Here is a 14,812-nt window from a genome sequence, read left to right as displayed (position 1 = left end):
CGGGGTCCGACCATAGCAACCTTGCGGGTCTGTCCAAGGATGGAAGGCCCGCCGTTAATCGCTCTAATGAGGATGACATGCGTACATACGACTTTGCACCGCTTTACCGCGCAACAGTTGGCTTTGATCAGATTGCCGACCTGATGGACCGAGTACTTGCGACGGATAGCAACGCGAACAGTTACCCCCCTTACAACATCGAAAAGACCGACGACGATGCCTACCGCATCTCGATCGCCGTTGCGGGGTTCTCCGACGCCGACCTGGGTGTTGAGGTCAAGGAAAAGAGCCTGATCGTCTCGGCCCGCAAGGCTGACGAGCAGGACAAGACCTACCTCCACCGCGGTATTGCGACCCGTGCGTTTGAACGCCGTTTCCATCTGGCCGACCATGTCGTTGTGACCGGCGCGTCCCATGAAAACGGAATGCTGCATATCGACTTGGTGAAAGAGGTGCCCGAAGCCCTCAAACCTCGCAGGATCGAGATTGCCAGCCAGAAGGCGATTGAGACTGACGTGGTTGACGCCAAGGCCGTGAACTAAGGCCTGAATGTCCGACCTTCTCCTCCCTGTCGGACGGCCCCGGGATGCGCATGCGTCCCGGGGTTTTTCATGTGATCAAGTGTCGTGATCCGGATGCTGATGCGACACGACAGACGCATTCCATTCAGCGTCCTTCGCCTGCTCATCGGCAGGTTTTGCAGGCAAGCCACCCAATTCGGAAAAACACCTGCGCTGGAACTGCGCGTTCACTTGCACCGTCGGCACAGCAAGGTCCGGATTGTCCAAGGTGCCCACCGCGATCTCAACATGCCCGTCGAATTCGTAGGTCAGCGGTGTGCCGCAAGCTTTGCAGAACCCACGCCAGTTCGTGTCCGAGCTGTGAAAAATCGCCCGTTTGCCGCGCGTCCACGTGATGTCTTCCACATGGACCAGGGTGGCAAAGAGATTGCCAAAGGCCTTCTGACACATCCGACAATGGCAGATGCTTGCTGTGCCCAAACGGTCAATTGCAAAGCGGACCGCTCCGCATTGGCACCCTCCGGTGATCCTGTCCGCCATGGCTGTGCCTCCTGTACTCCACGCAGTCATGATACGGCACCCGGCACGCGCAGCAACCGGCCCGGCTGCAGGCCTGCTCGACTGATCCATCGCAAAGCATCACGCTGCGCATTGTGGTTTGATGGCGTCGAAAGGAGCTCGACATGCCCGCACATAGCAAAACGGAACTCATCGACGTCACGCAAAAAGACTTCGGAAAGCTAGAAAAACTGATGGCGTCCATCGCCCCTGATATCGCAGTGCAGAAGGACGACGATGACACTTCGATCAAGGATGTCATCGCCCACCGCGCCCATTGGATCGACCTGTTTCTGGGATGGTATTGGGATGGGCAGGCGGGCAAAACCGTTCACTTCCCGGCGGAAGGGTACAAGTGGAACGAACTCAAGCGCTACAACGCGGACCTCAGGCAGAAGCAGTCGCATCTGGACTGGCCACAGGCCGTTGCCTTGCTCAAAAAGAAGCATAGTGAACTTACGGAGTTCATCAATGACCGCTCCGAGGATGAGCTGTATGGCGGTCCAATGAAGGGCGCGCGCAATGACTGGCGGCCAGGGCGCTGGGCAGAGGCCTCAGGCCCCAGCCACTATCGATCCGCCGCCAAGTACATCCGCGCAGCACTCAGGGCGCGGGGGTGAGCGTCATGTGACTGGCTGCGCACCGTGCCGATCGGCCGCCAGCGCCAACCCGTCCGCCACAGCCGTAAACACCTCGGAAAACGAATGTCGCGCGTCAGGAAACCGTGTGCGCATCGTATCCGTCACCATCGACATCAGGCTGGAGCCACCGACATAGATCACCTGGTCGATCTGCCCCGCCTCGGTCCCCGCCATCTTCAAAGTTTCGGCCACTCCAAGGCGCAAGGCAGCGGCATGCGGATCAAGGATGCCGCGCAACGCGTCCACCGGCAGCGCGGCGGTCAGACCGGATGCCACCTGATCCAGTGCAATCACAGCGTCGTTGCGCCCGGAATTGGCGTCGATCTTGCCCTGTTCCACGGCAAAGGCGACATCGTGGCCCAACTCATGCTCCAGCACCGTACCCAGCCGCGCCATCTTGTCTCCTTCCTCTGCCAACTGCACCATGTCGCTGACCATACGTCGCGTTTTGGCAGTGTAGAGGAAGGGAATTTTCTCCCATGTCGCCAGATCGTTAAAGATGCCCTTGGGCGCGGGTAGGGTGCCCGGCCCCATGGCATTGCGGATCAGGGAACCCGCCCCGAACAGTGGCATGACCCGGTCGATGCTGATGGATCGGTCAAAATCAGTCCCGCCAATTCGCACTCCATGGTTGGCAAGGATCGTGACGCCATCATTGCCCGTGCGAAAGATCGAAAAGTCCGACGTTCCGCCGCCAATGTCCACGATCAGGCCCGTCGCCCCTGGATGATCCAGTGCGCCGGAGGCAATCGCCGCCGCCTCTGGCTCGGGAAGGAATGACACATCCTTGAATCCCGCCGCCAGATAGCAAGCGCGCAAATCCGCTTCGGCCTGCGCCTCTCGTGGATCACCCATGCCATGAAACACAACTGGTCGACCGGATAGGGCGTGGTCAAAGGCATGTCCCGCCTCCGCCTCCGCCCGTTTTTTTACTTCGGCCAGAAAGCGCGCGATGATGTCGACAAAGGTCATCCGCGCGTTCAGAAGCTGGCGCTTTTCATGCATGATCGAAGTGCCTAGCACACGCTTTAACGCTCGCATGAACCGCCCCTCGATCCCATCGAGAAGCGCGTCATTCGCCGGATGCCCCATCAGCATCTTGCGGGCGTCATAGTCAAAGAAGACGGTGGTCGGCAGCGTCGTCTGCCCAGTCGCCATGGTCACAAGATGCGGCTTGCCGTCCCGCACATAGCCCGCCGCCGAATTGGAGGTGCCGAAATCAATGCCCAACGTGTGTGCCATACCGTCCCCCTGACCATGCGGAAAGGCGCGGGGTGTATGCGCAAAGAAAAAGGGCGTCAAGCGGATGCCTGACGCCCCCTTTGTCATGTGCTTTGGATCAGTTCACCGACCCAATGGTAAAGAACATCGTCTCGCCTGAATGGTCATCGACCCCATCATTGTCGGTCGAAATCCACGCCGTACCGTCCGAGGTGATCGCCAGCCCCTCGACCTTGTCCAGCACATAGCCGCCGGTCGATGTCAGATCGGGGATCAGATCGCGCACTTCTTCCTTGCTGACGACCGGCAGGTCACTGCCCAAGGGCGCAGGCTGCATCTCAGCCAGTGGCACGCGGTAGACCTTCTTGGTCACGGCGTCCATCCCGTGTTGATTGTCGCGTTCGACGATATAGACATAGTCGCCATGGGCCACGATCTCGGACAGGCCGACCCAACCCTTGGCAGGGTCGGCCTTGGGATAATGGACAGCGCCCCATTCCTCGGTCTCGATGTTATAGGCCACCAGCTTCACGTGGTTTGCTGAGTCATCCTTCCACTCACGCTGCACGGCCATCCACAGGGTGTCACCGACCTTGGTGATCCCTTCAAAGCCAAAGCGTTTCTCGACCGCCATCAACTCGGGTGGCAGGCCGATCTCTTCTTCTATGCTGCCATCTGCGGCCACCTTATAGATCGCATGCGGAATGACCCGATCCGTGCGCCCCTCGGATGCGATCCAGAACGCATCACCATCCAGCGTGATCCCTTCCATATCCAGCTTCTGGGCTGGGCGACCTGCGCGGGTCACATCAATGGCCTCGACGATGCGGGCCGGGGTCTGTGACGGGTCGATTTTGAAGATGCGCGGCTGGAAGCCGTAGAAGCTATCGGACACGGCATAGATTATGCCAGCCTCATCCGCGACCATGCCGGAAAGGGCACCCCAGCCGGTCAACTCCTCCATCCCTTCGGATGTCAGATGCGGATAAACCGCGGGACCTTCGGCAAATTCGTACAGCATGACATGCGCGCGGGCACCGCCATCTTCGATCAAGTCCTTTTCGTTGGCGGACACCAGCAGGTTGCGCTCGGGGATGGTCACGTAGCCTTCCGGCCCGATGCCCGAAGGCAGCAACTGTTTCAGGACAGGTGCCTCAAGGTCGGTCACGTCATAGACGCCGACGATGGACCCGCGTTCGGATCCGACAAACACAAACGGCGTGCCGTCAAATTCGGCAAAGGTCACGCTTTCAGGCTCAATCCCTTTGCTGTCCGACCGCTTGTCCGGGTAGTGGCCGATCTGGACCAATGCATGCTCAAAGCTGACACCGCTTTCGTAGACGATGCGCCCATCCTTGCGAAAGATCGTCCAGCCCCGCGACCCGCCCTGATAGTCACCTTCGTTGGCGGTGGCGAAATGCTCGTCATCAATCCATGTCACCGCATCGGGTTCGCGCAGGCGGCTCGTCTGGCTTTCGGTAAAGATCAGCGCACCACGTTCATCCGTGGCATCAATGCCCTCAAGGTCGACGGTTCCGGCTGAGAAGTGGCTTACAATCGACCCGTCGCGGGCCACTACAACCATGTGGTTGTTCTCCTGCAGCGTCACCACGGTTTCACCCAGGGCGTTGATGGACACATATTCCGGCTCAGGGTCCGTCGGGGCCACATCAGCCAGCCCGGTTAGGTCAGCGGTGATGATGCTGTCACAGTCCAGCGTGCCATCCACGATGTCGATCATTTGCAACGACCCGGGGGGCAGCTGTGGGATCACGCCGTCATTCAGGTCTTCGTCGCGCTCGTTTTCTATGGCCACAGAGACAAAGGAGCCATCGGAGGCCTTGGCCACACTGTCCGGCTGTCCCGCCAGATCGCACGATGCGACAACCGATCTGTCTGCCAGATTGATGGCAAGCATCTTGCCTGACGGGTTGGTAAAGCTCTCGGACGTGTTGATCCCGACAAAGGCTGTTGATCCGATCACGGCGACGCTTGTTGGTTCACCATCCAAGGCGATGTTGCCTAGCGGGGCAGGGGTCGCCGGATGGGTGATGTCCACTAGCCCCAAGGCTTTCAGTGGGCTGTCGGTGTAAACCAGCGTCATGCCATCGGCGGTCACGTCGATGATTTCGGGCGAGGTTTCACGGGATGTGTCCTCGCCCTCGGCCATGTTGGTCACGACGGGGAAGGAAGCAATACGGTTGAAATTCTTGGTCGCATGGCCGTCTGCAACGGCGGCACCTGCAATCAGGGCCAGCGCTGAAGTCATGCACGTCAAGGGTTTGGTCATCAGACACTCCATCAGGATCAAATCCAGCACGACGTGGCGCGTTTGCTTGACGCCGACGTAACAGTGGTGTGTCAGTTTTGTAAAATCAGACCGGCGGAGTATGGCCGTCCAGCACGGTGCGGAACCAGCCGGTGTCAATATTGCCGCCGCACAGGATGACACCCACGCGCTTGCCCGCCATCTGCGCACGCTCCTGCATCAGCCCGGCCAGCGGTGCAGCACCCGCACCCTCCGCTACATTGTGGGTGGCGGTGAAGTACAGCCGAATGGCCTCTGCCACCTCGTCGTCACTCACTGCAATGATACGCTCAGCGCCTTTGGAATAGACGTCAAATGCCTCCTGCACTGGCACCCGCACGGCCATCCCGTCGGCAAAGGTGTTGGCCGAATTTGTCTCGATCAACCGACCTGCTTCAACGGACAATTTCGCGGTCTGCGCCTGATCGGATACGACGCCGACCACTTTTGTTGACAGTCCCAAAGCATCCCGCGCCATGATCGCCCCACAAATGCCTGACCCACAACCGATGGGGACATAGACAGTGTCGAGGTCGGGCTGCGCACTGAACAACTCATAGGCATAGGTCGTGACCCCACGTACCAGCTCGGGGTGATAGGGTGGGACTATGAACAGCCCCTCCTCCTCGGCCACGCGATAGGCCTCCTCGCGCGCCGTGTCGAAGTCTTCGCCAAACTCGATCAGTTCGGCCCCAAAGGCGCGCATCGCTGCGTTCTTCTCAACCGAATTGCCGCGCGGAACATAGACCTTTGCGGTCAGACCCGCGCCCGTCGCGGCCCAGGCCTGTCCCTGCCCATGGTTGCCGCGCGTCGCGGTGCAGATGCCCGGCACGTCCGGGTGTGTCCGGGTCAACCAATCCATGAAGGTCAGCGCGCCGCGCACCTTGAAGGCGCCAGTGGGCGTGTGGTTTTCGTGTTTCACCCACACCTCGGCCCCCGTGGCTGCACTCAGCAGTGGCCAGTGGTGCTGCGGCGTTGGGGCCATGCGGGCGTGAACAAAATCGGCGGCGGCCTCAAGATCTGAGCAGGTCAACATGGGCGCATCTGACCCCGATCACCCTTCGGCGTCCAGCCCCTTGCCTTCAAACCAGTCCATGACGCGGGTGGCCCAACCCTGCGGCGCGCCGTGCCCGCCTTTGTGCAGCATCAGTCGGATGTCGCCAGCGGCACAATCGGTCCAGTGGCGGAACCACAGATCGCCCTCAAAACTGTTGCGTTCTGGCTGGCGTGCGTCACAGCCATTGGTCTCGCGCAAGATTTTCAGCGAGGCCCAGACATCGCCCTGCACAACCTCGCCACCGCCAAAGGATCGCCCCTCCAGCGGGACGGTCCGGTCATTCCAGCCATGGGTGTGAAACAGCCGCACCGGGGCTGCGCATTCAGTTGGCAGATCATCCCAGAAGGCGCCCGCCAGCGGGGCATAGGCATCGGCGAAGTCCGGCATCTGGCAGGCCATGTCCCACACAAACGACCCCCCGCGCGAAAAGCCTGCAAGCAGCACGGTACCACTATCCAGCCCCGTTCGCGCACGCACATCGGCCATCACTTCGGGCAAGAAGCCAAAATCCTGCCGGTCATATTCCAGATTTTTGCCCCGCACCGACCAGTCCCGCTTGAACCGGCGGGTCGGTTGATCACCATCGGGCGCCACAAAGATATAGCCACGGGTCAAGGCTTCGCGCGCGAGGCCGGAATTAAGCAACCCGCGCCCGCGCCCTCCGCCACCATGCAGGTGCATGACGATACCCCGGGGTGTTGCCATCTCGGGGACAGCCATATGGTAATTGCCGCTGGGCAGGGCACAGGGTTCATCCCGCCCACCGCAGGCCATTGCGGGAAGCGGTAAAAGGACGATGGCGAAAATCATGGTAAGAATGCGGGACATGGCTGCGCTCCGGGTATTGGGTCCCGTCAACACACAGCAATCGTTGCGGGCGCGCAACTCACGTCAGCGTCAGATGTTCAGCCCGTTGCAGGCGCGGTCACATGCCATGATAACAATAGGCAGATGCTCGGCTGAGACCGGCAACCAATGTCATGGGGGATGGAAATGAAACGGACCGGAGTGATGCTAGCAGCGGCAATGGTGATGCTCGCCGCCTGTGACGAGACCACGCAATCAGGAGGTGCCGGTGGTCCGTTCATCTCGCCTCTGCCAGAGCGTATCCTGACATTGGCCGATCCAAAACAGGACCTGAACGCGGTCAAGGTCGACCCGGTTGATGGGTGCCTTGTCTACCGCCATGTCGGTCCCGTCGAAACAACGTTCCTGCCGCTGCGCACCCGCGACGGGCGCCCCATCTGCACGCAGGTTGAGGCAGAAGCGACCCCCGCCGCAACCTGATCTGCCGGCTTCATTTTAGAGGCGGCTGTCCAGCAAGCGCTGAACTTAGTCCGGTGCCCGCCACTCCATGATCAACTGGTACGGTGCATCGTTGTAGGCCTTTTCTTTTGGGTCGGACGGCTCCGGCACGGCTGGCTCATCAAAATGCGTCAATGTCATCCCGCGCTCCAAAAGCTTCGTCACGTAGAATGACATGGGCCTGTGCCAGTTGGTGACTGTGATGCCCTTCCACTCCGCCTTGACAGCATGGGGCTCCAGATAGCGGCGCACAACGATCTGTCGCCCACCATCCGGCAAGACACGCCAGCCTCCGCTCTTGATGTCCGAGGCAGTCGCGAAGCCTGTCAGGTTCGCAAACAGAAAGCGGCCACCGGGGCGCAAGACGCGCCTCACCTCGTCAAGTGCGGCTTCGATGCCCTCGATGTCGAGAAGACTGAGGTACGACACGACCATATCGAACGTGGATGGCTCGAACGGCAGCGCTTCAGCGCGACCGTGAACGAATTGCGCTCCGCCAAGTTCGCGTGCCCGCGACAAGAGTGCCTTGGACGGATCCAACCCGACCAGCGTCTCGACCTTATCGGCCAGAAGGCGGCAGAACCGTCCTTCGCCGCAGCCGAGATCAAGAAGGGTGGGCGGTCCAAAAGCGTGTACGCGGTCCAACATCGGTACGTCCAGAACGCGCTGGCGGCTGAAGTCACCATGCGTGCCTTGTGCCTCAATCCAGGCCTGTGCAGAGCGGTCCCAATCCATCACCTTCGCGCACTAGCACAGCGATGGAGACAATGCGAAGCCCTGCGCAAGCGGTTCCTTGCCAAGATTTCAGACGAGACCACAAGACTGAGGCGTCGAAACCCCGCGGCGGTATCTTCGACGGAAGCCGACGCAGGAGTTTCAAACGCAGCCCCTAGCTCGCCGCTGTCACGCCGTCTTCGGACGGGTACAGGAACGCCGTCGCGCCGGGTGTGACGCTTGGATAAAGCTGGTTGATATGCGCCATGATCATGCGCACGCAGCCCGAGCTTGCCCGCCCGCCGATCGAGCGGGGATAGGGGGTGCCGTGAATTCGTAGATACGTGTCGCGATTTCCTACAAACAGGTACAAGGCGCGCGACCCAAGCGGATTCGTGGGGCCGCCATTCATCCCATCGGCATGTTTTTCAAACAGGTCCGGATCGCGTTCGATCATCGCCTTGGTCGGTGTCCATGTTGGCCACTTGGCCTTGCGCTTGATGTTGTATGTGCCTGGTTCATACAGGTTGCCTCGCGCAATGGCCGCGCCATAGCGCATCGCGGTGCCGTCTTCCTGAATGTGATACAGGTAACGCGCCACTGCATCGACATGGATGTCACCCGGCTTCAACCCGTCATTGGCCTGCACGCGCTGCGGCAAAAAACGGCGGTGCACACCCCATGGGTTGGATGTGGCGAGGTCGAAATTGGCAGGCGTGACTTGCGAGTCCCACGCGGACCATTTTGATTGATCGGAAATGGGGCGTGCCAATGCAGGCCCGGCAATGGGTGCCGAAAAAAGGGCGGCGGTTGTCATAACGAAATGGCGTCTGGTCAACATGAATCAAAATTCCTCGCACTCAGGTGGAATATGAATAGAACAGATGCCAGCCATCGGGCAATCATACCCGTCTCTTGTCACAACGATTTGAGGGCGCAATTCCTGACGATTGGCAAATGCGCCCCTGTAAAGTCTTGAAATCTCACGCGCCGCGCGTTGTTTCCGCCGGGGATGTCACACGCTGATGCAGATGTATTTCATCTCCAGGAATTCCTCGATTCCGTGATGCGATCCCTCGCGGCCCAGCCCGGACTGCTTGACGCCACCAAACGGCGCCACCTCGGTCGAGATGATGCCGGTGTTGACCCCGACCATCCCATATTCCAGCGCCTCGGCCACCTTGTGAACCCGGCTCAGATCGTTGGCGTAGAAATAGGCGGCCAGACCAAAGATCGTATCATTGGCCATGGCGATAACATCGTCAACGTCCTCGAACTTGAACAGCGGGGCGAGGGGTCCAAAGGTCTCTTCATGCGCCACTTTCATTTCTTGGGTCACGCCGGTCACAACGGTTGGCTCCAGAAACGTGCCACCCAGCGGGTGGGCCTTGCCCCCGGTCAGGATTGTGCCGCCATTGTCGACCACATCAGCCAGATGGTCCTGCACCTTCTCAACGGCTTTGTCTGTGATCAGTGGGCCGGTCGTGACACCATCCTCAAGCCCGTCACCAACTTTCAAGGCCTCGACGGCTGTTTTTAGTTTCGCGGCAAAGGCGTCATAGACACCGGCCTGCACATAAATCCGGTTGGCACAGACACAGGTCTGACCCGCATTGCGAAACTTGCAGATCATCGCACCTTCGACGGCGGCATCCAGATTGGCATCGTCAAACACGATAAATGGGGCATTGCCGCCCAGCTCCATCGAACATTTCATTACTTGATCAGCCGCCTGACGCAGCAGGATACGGCCCACTTGGGTCGAGCCGGTGAAGGTCAGTTTGCGAACCGCCGGGTTCTCGCAGAACTCCTTGCCTGTTTCAGACGCGTTCGAGGTTGTCACCACCTGGAACACACCCGCCGGGATACCTGCGCGCTCGGCCAGCACGCCCATGGCGATGGCAGACAATGGGGTCAGTTCAGCCGGGCGGGCGACAAAAGCGCAGCCCGCCGCTAGCGCCGGGGCGGCTTTGCGGGTGATCATGGCGTTCGGAAAGTTCCACGGCGTGATGGAAGCTGCTACCCCGATGGGCTGTTTCAATACAGTGATGCGTTTGTCGCGCTGGTGGCCCGGGATCGTCTCGCCATAGATGCGCTTGGCTTCTTCGGCAAAGAACTCGACGAAGGATGCGCCATAAGCAATCTCGCCCTTGGCCTCGGCCAGCGGCTTGCCCTGTTCGGCGGTCAGGATGGTGCCCAGATCATTCTGATGTTCCATCATCAACTCGAACCAGCGGCGCAGCACGGCGGCGCGTTCCTTGCCGGTCCATGCCGCCCAATCCTTTTGCGCCGCCTCTGCGCCAGCTATCGCTTCGGCCACTTGCGCGCGGCTCAGGTCGGTTACTTCGGCCACGACGTCTCCGCGGGCCGGGTTGGTCACATCGAATGTCCCTTCATCCCCGCTCATCCACGCGCCGTTCACATAGGCATGGGTTTCCAGCAGCGAAGGGTCCTTCAGCATGGATTTGAGGTCGGTAGTCTGATCTAGCATGGTGCGTCCTTTTCGGGTCTGTTGCATGTCAAACCACACGGGGTAGGCTTGTCCAGTTCCAAAGTCAGGAGGGCCATGATGCCAGACATGGACGATGCCTATGCCAACGGGGCCTATATCGACGGTGCAGCAGGCTATCCGTCACGCTGGGCCGATGCGGCGCAAGCGTTTCGGGACACCCTTGGCGCACGCGCGCATCTGAACCTCAGCTACGGTCCGTCTGACCGGATGGCTCTTGATCACTTCATGCCCGAGGGTGAGGCGCAGGGCACTCTGATCTTTGTGCATGGCGGCTACTGGCTGAAATTCGACCGATCCTACTGGTCGCATCTGGCAGCGGGTGCGTTGGGGCGGGGATGGTGCGTGGCGATGCCTTCCTACGATCTGTGTCCGACCGTGCGGATCGCCGGGATCACTCAGCAAATCGCGCAGGCCGTGATGGCGGTGGCCGAGGGAAGCATGGGGCCGATCAGCCTGGCCGGTCACTCGGCGGGCGGGCATCTTGTTGCGCGGATGCTGGCGCCGGGTATGCTACCCGCATCTGTCCTGTCGCGACTGACCCATGTCATGCCCATCTCTCCGGTGTCAGACCTCGAACCGCTTCTGCAAACAGCGATGAATGTCGATTTTGGGATGGATGTTGCAATGGCACGGGCCGAAAGCCCGCTGCGGCAACCGAAACCCGACACGCCGGTCACAGTTTGGGTCGGGGCGGAGGAACGACCGGTGTTCCTTGATCAGGCCCGTTGGCTGGCCAAGGCTTGGGGCGCCGATCATGTCGTGACCAAGGGTGAACATCACTTCAACGTTATCGACGCGCTGGAGGACCCGGACAGCGACATGATCCAGCGCTTGACGACGGCACCATGACGCGCAAGAAATAACTTGGTCGCAGGCGATGGCGTCGCCAGCATTTTCAGCCATATTCTATGTCCTGAACGCCGGGACCTTTCTGAAAAGGAGGGTCAAGGATGACCGCTCGCCCCGATTTCTACCGCTTTCACAATGGCTCCAAGGCCCCGCTGCCGTTCGATGCCGCTGAATATGAGGCGCGCCTAGCCGAGTTGCGCGAACGAATGGACGCGCAAGGCGCCAGCGCCGCTGTCTTCACGTCGATGCACAATGTCGCTTACTACTCGGGCTTTCTCTATTGCGCCTTTGGCCGTCCCTATGCCTGCGTCGTGACCGAAGATGCCTGTGTCACGATCAGTGCCGGGATCGATGCGGGCCAACCCTGGCGGCGCAGCCACGGCGACAACATCACCTACACCGATTGGCAGCGCGACAATTTCTGGCGCGCCGTGCGCGAGGTGACGGGCGAGGGGGCCGTGATCGGGGTCGAATCCGACCACCTGACGCTGCTGCAACAGGCCAAGATGGAGGATTTCCTGAAACCCATCGCCACGGTCGACCTTTACGAAACAACCATGCGCCAACGCATGAACAAATCCGAGGCCGAGATCGCGCTGATCCGCCATGGGGCCCAAGTGGCTGACATCGGTGGCTATGCCATCCGCGACGCGATCAAGGCAGGCGTGCGTGAAATTGACGTGGCCATGGCGGGTCGCGACGCCATGGAACTGGAAATTGCCAAACGCTTCCCCGACGCCGAATACCGCGACACATGGGTCTGGTTCCAATCCGGCATCAACACAGACGGGGCGCACAATCCGGTCACGGGGCGGGTGCTTGAACGGGGCGATATCCTGTCGCTCAACACCTTCCCCATGATCTCGGGCTACTACACCGCACTGGAACGCACCCTGTTTGTCGAAACGGTGGATGACGCCAGCCTGAACATCTGGAACCACAACGTCGCCGCACACGAACTTGGCATGTCCTTGTTGAAACCCGGCGTGACCTGCGCCGAAGTGACCGAAGGCGTGAACGCCTATTTCCGCGAACATGACCTGCTGCAATACCGCAGTTTCGGCTACGGCCACTCTTTTGGTGTGCTCTCGCACTACTATGGCCGCGAAGCGGGGCTAGAACTGCGCGAAGATATCGACACTGTGCTTGAACCCGGCATGGTCATCTCGATGGAACCGATGCTGACCATTCCTGAGGGCCAGCCAGGCGCCGGGGGCTACCGCGAGCACGACATCCTCGTAATCACCGATGACGGGAATGAAAACATCACCGGCTTCCCCTACGGACCGGACAACAACGTGTTGGGCTAACCACCCGACAACATCAGTTCTGCCCTTGACTTTCACCACTCACGGGGGCCGATCAGCCCATATTTGGGCAGGCGGGGGCGAAAGCCCCCGCTTTTTGCTGACGGTGAAACCCACACCTTTCCATGCCGCTGTGTTTTTGCAACTATCCCGGCAAAATTGGACGCGGACAGATGTAAATGCGTGTTACATTGCCTATATCTGTCGCAACACATTGAGTGGAAAGGACATTTTATGGCGAATTTCGCGAGCCAAGTTGAAGAATCTCAATCCCAGGTGGCAGAGGCACAACAGAAAATCGCTGAGCTGACCAGCCGGATCGAGATGGCGCGCGCCAAGATGAAATTGGGCGATGACATCTCGATGGATATCGAAAACGCCACGTTGGAAGAAGTGCACGCGCATACCGATGTGATGAACGCCAATATCGCGGAACTCATCATGGGTCTTGATGATGTGACTGCGGCGTTCTCCAAAGATTTTGACGAGATGCGGTCCAAGACGGGCTGGGAAAGTTTTGTTGGTATCTTTGCCAAGGCCAAGTCGGAGTCGATGCGTCAGGAACGCGTGCGGTCCGCCTCGATCGACGATAAGCTGCAAGACCTGATCTCGAAATCCGACGTGATCGTGCAGTTGCTGCAGGGTCAGTTGACCATGCTGGAAGAGCAGAAAACCAAGGTCGAAGCCAACCTCACCGAAACGCTGGACGAGCGCGAATTCACAGTGCAGGAGTTATCCGCCTTGCAGGCTGACATCCAGGCGATGGACCCGCAGATCATCACGCTGGAAAACAAGATCGCGTCTGAGACCGACGCCGCCAAGCGCACCGCGCTTGAGACGGAACTGGCCGACATGAACTCGAAATACAACGAGATGGTGCAGGACGAGCAGGTCAAGGTTGCCAAGTCCCAAACCCTCGAACGCTACATCGAAAAGGGCAAGACCTGGGTGGACTCGCTGCAAAACCAGGCCGCGACCCAGATGGTGTTGATCAACAAGCTGCAAACAGACACCAAGCAGCGCGTGGTCCTTTATGACGCGTTGACCAAGTCTTTGAAGACAGCCCAGCAACAGGACGTCGCCCACCGCATCAACGAGATCGGCGTGAAAACGGATCAGGAAGCGCAAACCGCCATGGCCGGGATCGGTGCGGCAACGAATGCCCGCATGGCCGACATGCTGGAAGCACACGAAGACCAGATGGTCTTTGCCCGCGACGTGCTGGAGCAGAAGGCGAAGGCGGATGAACGGTTTGCAAGGCGCTTTGCCCAGATCGTCGAGAAGCACGACAGCAACGCGTATGGGGCATGATTTACATTAATCCGCTGCAGTTCAGGTCAGGTGTGGTGACTGGCGCAATCTGGTTCTTGGGGTCGATTTTTTTGTCAGCCTGCTTGTTTTTACTGGGGGAGAACGTCAGGTGCACAGCGATATCCCTGCACTGAAACGGGCTTTTAACGACCCAAGTTTTGGAAACTATCTCTCCGCGATTTTCTTGTGCGGAGTAGCTGCCTTTTTTGGCTTCATTCACGGTTTTATGGTGCGACCTATGCGTCAGACCAATCTTTTGGCAGCGTCCAATCCGAAGTCCAAAGGTGTTTTTGTCAAAAGCGTGCAGCACAGTTTTTGGGACAAGCATGTTAACCGATTAAATGCTGATGGAACGGATATGATGGCCTCAGCTTCAAGTAATGACTGACGATGATTAGGAATTGGCCTTTTACGCCCGGCGGCACCGCCGGGCAGCCCCCGACCGCCCCCCTGGGCGGGGGCTATACCCCCACCCGCGGTCGGCGACTCCCCTCAGAACTTGAATTGC

Annotated in this window: 15 protein-coding genes; 7 read left to right on the top strand and 8 right to left on the bottom strand. The window is 59.6% G+C overall.

The features are described from left to right. The first annotated feature begins 77 nt into the window (after nucleotides 1-77). Complete coding sequence (locus AC6RA8_RS11250) at nucleotides 78-542, top strand: Hsp20 family protein (RefSeq protein WP_500352847.1); 465 nt, start codon at nucleotides 78-80, stop codon at nucleotides 540-542. 75 nt (nucleotides 543-617) lie between these two features. Here the strand turns inward: AC6RA8_RS11250 and AC6RA8_RS11245 are convergent, their stop codons facing one another. Continuing rightward, a complete protein-coding gene (locus AC6RA8_RS11245) occupies nucleotides 618-1,061 on the bottom strand; it encodes a GFA family protein (RefSeq protein ID WP_500352846.1) in 444 nt (147 codons plus the stop codon). A gap of 143 nt (nucleotides 1,062-1,204) precedes the next feature. On the opposite strand from AC6RA8_RS11245, the gene AC6RA8_RS11240 reads away from it, so the two are divergent. Further along, entirely contained in the window at nucleotides 1,205-1,699 is a 495-nt protein-coding gene (locus AC6RA8_RS11240; protein ID WP_500352845.1) for a ClbS/DfsB family four-helix bundle protein, read from the top strand. Between the two features lie 3 nt (nucleotides 1,700-1,702). Here the strand turns inward: AC6RA8_RS11240 and AC6RA8_RS11235 are convergent, their stop codons facing one another. The 4 genes from AC6RA8_RS11235 to AC6RA8_RS11220 all read right to left on the bottom strand — a co-directional run bounded on the left by AC6RA8_RS11235 (nucleotide 1,703) and on the right by AC6RA8_RS11220 (nucleotide 7,134). Then, entirely contained in the window at nucleotides 1,703-2,962 is a 1,260-nt protein-coding gene (locus AC6RA8_RS11235) for an Hsp70 family protein (RefSeq protein WP_500352844.1), read from the bottom strand. A 97-nt stretch (nucleotides 2,963-3,059) separates the two neighbouring features. After that, a complete protein-coding gene (locus AC6RA8_RS11230) occupies nucleotides 3,060-5,231 on the bottom strand; it encodes an esterase-like activity of phytase family protein (protein WP_500352843.1) in 2,172 nt (723 codons plus the stop codon). A gap of 85 nt (nucleotides 5,232-5,316) precedes the next feature. Then, a complete protein-coding gene (locus tag AC6RA8_RS11225) occupies nucleotides 5,317-6,285 on the bottom strand; it encodes a threonine dehydratase (protein WP_500352842.1) in 969 nt (322 codons plus the stop codon). 18 nt (nucleotides 6,286-6,303) lie between these two features. Then, nucleotides 6,304-7,134: a CE1 family esterase gene (locus AC6RA8_RS11220; protein WP_500352841.1), complete on the bottom strand. Its 831-nt coding sequence runs from the start codon at nucleotides 7,132-7,134 to the stop codon at nucleotides 6,304-6,306. A 165-nt stretch (nucleotides 7,135-7,299) separates the two neighbouring features. Between AC6RA8_RS11220 and AC6RA8_RS11215 the strand changes: the two genes are divergently transcribed. Further along, the gene (locus AC6RA8_RS11215) at nucleotides 7,300-7,593 is read left to right on the top strand and encodes a hypothetical protein (RefSeq protein ID WP_500352840.1); all 294 of its coding nucleotides are present in this window, start codon (nucleotides 7,300-7,302) and stop codon (nucleotides 7,591-7,593) included. 45 nt (nucleotides 7,594-7,638) lie between these two features. Here the strand turns inward: AC6RA8_RS11215 and AC6RA8_RS11210 are convergent, their stop codons facing one another. The 3 genes from AC6RA8_RS11210 to AC6RA8_RS11200 form a co-directional block, all read right to left on the bottom strand. Further along, nucleotides 7,639-8,346: a class I SAM-dependent methyltransferase gene (locus AC6RA8_RS11210; protein ID WP_500352839.1), complete on the bottom strand. Its 708-nt coding sequence runs from the start codon at nucleotides 8,344-8,346 to the stop codon at nucleotides 7,639-7,641. A gap of 154 nt (nucleotides 8,347-8,500) precedes the next feature. After that, complete coding sequence (locus tag AC6RA8_RS11205; protein WP_500352838.1) at nucleotides 8,501-9,166, bottom strand: L,D-transpeptidase; 666 nt, start codon at nucleotides 9,164-9,166, stop codon at nucleotides 8,501-8,503. 174 nt (nucleotides 9,167-9,340) lie between these two features. Continuing rightward, nucleotides 9,341-10,816, bottom strand: a complete 1,476-nt coding sequence (locus AC6RA8_RS11200) for an NAD-dependent succinate-semialdehyde dehydrogenase (protein ID WP_500352837.1) — start codon at nucleotides 10,814-10,816, stop codon at nucleotides 9,341-9,343. A gap of 78 nt (nucleotides 10,817-10,894) precedes the next feature. Here AC6RA8_RS11200 and AC6RA8_RS11195 point away from each other — a divergent pair, with 78 nt between their 5' ends. From AC6RA8_RS11195 to AC6RA8_RS11180, 4 genes are all read left to right on the top strand, one after another. Continuing rightward, on the top strand, nucleotides 10,895-11,686 hold the full coding sequence (locus AC6RA8_RS11195) for a hormone-sensitive lipase (protein WP_500352836.1): 792 nt from the start codon (nucleotides 10,895-10,897) through the stop codon (nucleotides 11,684-11,686). Nucleotides 11,687-11,787: 101 nt separating this feature from the next. After that, nucleotides 11,788-12,996: an aminopeptidase P family protein gene (locus AC6RA8_RS11190; RefSeq protein ID WP_500352835.1), complete on the top strand. Its 1,209-nt coding sequence runs from the start codon at nucleotides 11,788-11,790 to the stop codon at nucleotides 12,994-12,996. A gap of 231 nt (nucleotides 12,997-13,227) precedes the next feature. Then, entirely contained in the window at nucleotides 13,228-14,304 is a 1,077-nt protein-coding gene (locus tag AC6RA8_RS11185; RefSeq protein ID WP_500352834.1) for a hypothetical protein, read from the top strand. A gap of 109 nt (nucleotides 14,305-14,413) precedes the next feature. Continuing rightward, complete coding sequence (locus AC6RA8_RS11180; RefSeq protein ID WP_500352833.1) at nucleotides 14,414-14,692, top strand: hypothetical protein; 279 nt, start codon at nucleotides 14,414-14,416, stop codon at nucleotides 14,690-14,692. Nucleotides 14,693-14,812 lie beyond the last annotated feature (120 nt).

The organism is Tateyamaria sp. (assembly GCF_059783535.1).
Note: the sequence above shows the minus strand (reverse complement) of the source record. Positions and strands in the feature narration are given on the sequence as shown.